This window comes from Microbacterium sp. NPDC006705 (assembly GCF_044903545.1).
Classification (GTDB): domain Bacteria; phylum Actinomycetota; class Actinomycetes; order Actinomycetales; family Microbacteriaceae; genus Microbacterium; species Microbacterium plantarum.
This window is the reverse complement of the sequence record NZ_JBJDQQ010000011.1, coordinates 1-3,882: the sequence shown is the minus strand read 5'-3', so window position 1 is coordinate 3,882 and position 3,882 is coordinate 1. Positions and strand designations below refer to the sequence as shown.

At 57.0% G+C, this 3,882-nt stretch carries 2 rRNA genes; both read right to left on the bottom strand.

The features are described from left to right. A 23S ribosomal RNA gene (locus ACI2K6_RS16980) occupies positions 1-2,850 on the bottom strand; the annotation flags it as partial. Between the two features lie 336 nt (positions 2,851-3,186). Further along, positions 3,187-3,882 (bottom strand): 16S ribosomal RNA (locus tag ACI2K6_RS16975); the annotation flags it as partial.

Here is a 3,882-nt window from a genome sequence, read left to right as displayed (position 1 = left end):
TACGCGCGCAGCGGATAGGGACCGAACTGTCTCACGACGTTCTAAACCCAGCTCGCGTACCGCTTTAATGGGCGAACAGCCCAACCCTTGGGACCGACTCCAGCCCCAGGATGCGACGAGCCGACATCGAGGTGCCAAACCATCCCGTCGATATGGACTCTTGGGGAAGATCAGCCTGTTATCCCCGGGGTACCTTTTATCCGTTGAGCGACGGCGCTTCCACAAGCCACCGCCGGATCACTAGTCCCGACTTTCGTCCCTGCTCGACCCGTCGGTCTCACAGTCAAGCTCCCTTGTGCACTTACACTCAACACCTGATTACCAACCAGGCTGAGGGAACCTTTGGGCGCCTCCGTTACTCTTTAGGAGGCAACCGCCCCAGTTAAACTACCCATCAGACACTGTCCCTGATCCGGATCACGGACCCAGGTTAGACATCCAGCACGACCAGAGTGGTATTTCAACAGCGACTCCACAACCACTGGCGTGGCCGCTTCAAAGTCTCCCACCTATCCTACACAAGCCGAACCGAACACCAATATCAAACTGTAGTAAAGGTCCCGGGGTCTTTCCGTCCTGCTGCGCGAAACGAGCATCTTTACTCGTAGTGCAATTTCACCGGGCCTATGGTTGAGACAGTCGAGAAGTCGTTACGCCATTCGTGCAGGTCGGAACTTACCCGACAAGGAATTTCGCTACCTTAGGATGGTTATAGTTACCACCGCCGTTTACTGGCGCTTAAGTTCTCAGCTTCGCCACACCGAAATGCAGCTAACCGGTCCCCTTAACGTTCCAGCACCGGGCAGGCGTCAGTCCGTATACATCGCCTTACGGCTTCGCACGGACCTGTGTTTTTAGTAAACAGTCGCTTCTCGCTGGTCTCTGCGGCCACCCCCAGCTCAGACAGTAAATGTCATCACCAGAAATGGCCCCCCTTCTCCCGAAGTTACGGGGGCATTTTGCCGAGTTCCTTAACCATAGTTCACCCGAACGCCTCGGTATTCTCTACCTGACCACCTGAGTCGGTTTAGGGTACGGGCCGCCATAAAACTCGCTAGAGGCTTTTCTCGACAGCATAGGATCATCCACTTCACCACAATCGGCTCGGCATCAGGTCTCAGCCTTAATGAGCAGCGGATTTACCTACCACTCGGCCTACACCCTTACCCCGGGACAACCACCGCCCGGGATGGACTACCTTCCTGCGTCACCCCATCACTCACCTACTACAAGTCCGGGTCACCGGCTCCACCACTTTCCATTCCCCGAAGGGTCCGGAACGGCTTCACGGGCTTAGCATCGCCTGATTCAATGTTTGACGCTCTACAGCGGGTACCGGAATATCAACCGGTTATCCATCGACTACGCCTGTCGGCCTCGCCTTAGGTCCCGACTTACCCTGGGCAGATCAGCTTGACCCAGGAACCCTTAGTCAATCGGCGCACACGTTTCCCACGTGTGTATCGCTACTCATGCCTGCATTCTCACTCGTGAACCGTCCACCACTGCCTTCCGGCGCAGCTTCACCCGGCACACGACGCTCCCCTACCCATCACAACAGGCGTTAGCCCTTATGCTGCAATGACACGACTTCGGCGGTACGCTTGAGCCCCGCTACATTGTCGGCGCGGAATCACTAGACCAGTGAGCTATTACGCACTCTTTCAAGGGTGGCTGCTTCTAAGCCAACCTCCTGGTTGTCTGTGCGACTCCACATCCTTTCCCACTTAGCGTACGCTTAGGGGCCTTAGTCGATGCTCTGGGCTGTTTCCCTCTCGACCATGGAGCTTATCCCCCACAGTCTCACTGCCGCGCTCTCACTTACCGGCATTCGGAGTTTGGCTAAGGTCAGTAACCCGGTAGGGCCCATCGCCTATCCAGTGCTCTACCTCCGGCAAGAAACACACGACGCTGCACCTAAATGCATTTCGGGGAGAACCAGCTATCACGGAGTTTGATTGGCCTTTCACCCCTAACCACAGGTCATCCCCCAGGTTTTCAACCCTGGTGGGTTCGGTCCTCCACGACCTCTTACAGCCGCTTCAACCTGCCCATGGCTAGATCACTCCGCTTCGGGTCTTGGGCATGCTACTCAAACGCCCTATTCGGACTCGCTTTCGCTACGGCTTCCCCACACGGGTTAACCTCGCAACACACCGCAAACTCGCAGGCTCATTCTTCAAAAGGCACGCAGTCACGACATACAAGCAAGCTTGCATGCGACGCTCCCACGGCTTGTAGGCACACGGTTTCAGGTACTATTTCACTCCCCTCCCGGGGTACTTTTCACCATTCCCTCACGGTACTATCCGCTATCGGTCACCAGGGAATATTTAGGCTTAGCGGGTGGTCCCGCCAGATTCACACGGGATTTCTCGGGCCCCGTGCTACTTGGGAAAAGTGCAAGCAAGTCGCTGACATTTCGACTACGGGGGTCTTACCCTCTACGCCGGGCCTTTCGCATGCCCTTCGTCTACATCAACGATTTCTAACTCACCGACCAGCCGGCAGACCGATCAAGCACAATCCCACAACCCCTCAAACGCAACCCCTGCCGGGTCTCACACGCCTAAGGTTTAGCCTCATCCAGTTTCGCTCGCCACTACTCCCGGAATCACGGTTGTTTTCTCTTCCTGCGGGTACTGAGATGTTTCACTTCCCCGCGTTCCCTCCACATGCCCTATGTGTTCAGGCATGGGTGACAGCCCATGACGACTGCCGGGTTTCCCCATTCGGAAACCCCCGGATCAAAGCCTGGTTGACGGCTCCCCGGGGACTATCGTGGCCTCCCACGTCCTTCATCGGTTCCTGGTGCCAAGGCATCCACCGTGCGCCCTTAAAAACTTGGCCACAGATGCTCGCGTCCACTGTGCAGTTCTCAAACAACGACCAACCACCCGTCACACACCACAACCGTGATGCTTCACCGGGGCCGGCATACCGAAGACACAAGCTCACGCTCGCACCCTCAGACACCCAACAGCGCGCCCAACCCAGCCCCCGCCCGAAGATCATGCGTTCCACGCCCACCACCGAAATGATGCACAGTACTAACAGCCTCCGACCCGACAACCAGATCGAATAGTCAACGTTCCACCCATGAGCAACCAGCATCAGACATTCGCCGATGTACTGGCCTCTGAACCGATCCACCCGAAGGCTTCACAGCTAAGAAGTGCTCCTTAGAAAGGAGGTGATCCAGCCGCACCTTCCGGTACGGCTACCTTGTTACGACTTCGTCCCAATCGCCAGTCCCACCTTCGACAGCTCCCTCCCACAAGGGGTTGGGCCACCGGCTTCGGGTGTTACCGACTTTCGTGACGTGACGGGCGGTGTGTACAAGGCCCGGGAACGTATTCACCGCAGCAATGCTGATCTGCGATTACTAGCGACTCCGACTTCATGGGGTCGAGTTGCAGACCCCAATCCGAACTGAGACCGGCTTTTTGAGATTCGCTCCACCTCACGGTATCGCAGCTCATTGTACCGGCCATTGTAGCACGTGTGCAGCCCAAGACATAAGGGGCATGATGACTTGACGTCGTCCCCACCTTCCTCCGAGTTGACCCCGGCGGTCTCCCGTGAGTCCCCAACCGGCCGAAACCGTTGCTGGCAACACGGGACAAGGGTTGCGCTCGTTGCGGGACTTAACCCAACATCTCACGACACGAGCTGACGACAGCCATGCACCACCTGTACACCGACCACAAGGGGGGCACCATCTCTGATGCTTTCCGGTGTATGTCAAGCCTTGGTAAGGTTCTTCGCGTTGCGTCGAATTAAGCCACATGCTCCGCCGCTTGTGCGGGCCCCCGTCAATTCCTTTGAGTTTTAGCCTTGCGGCCGTACTCCCCAGGCGGGGCACTTAATGCGTTAGCTGCG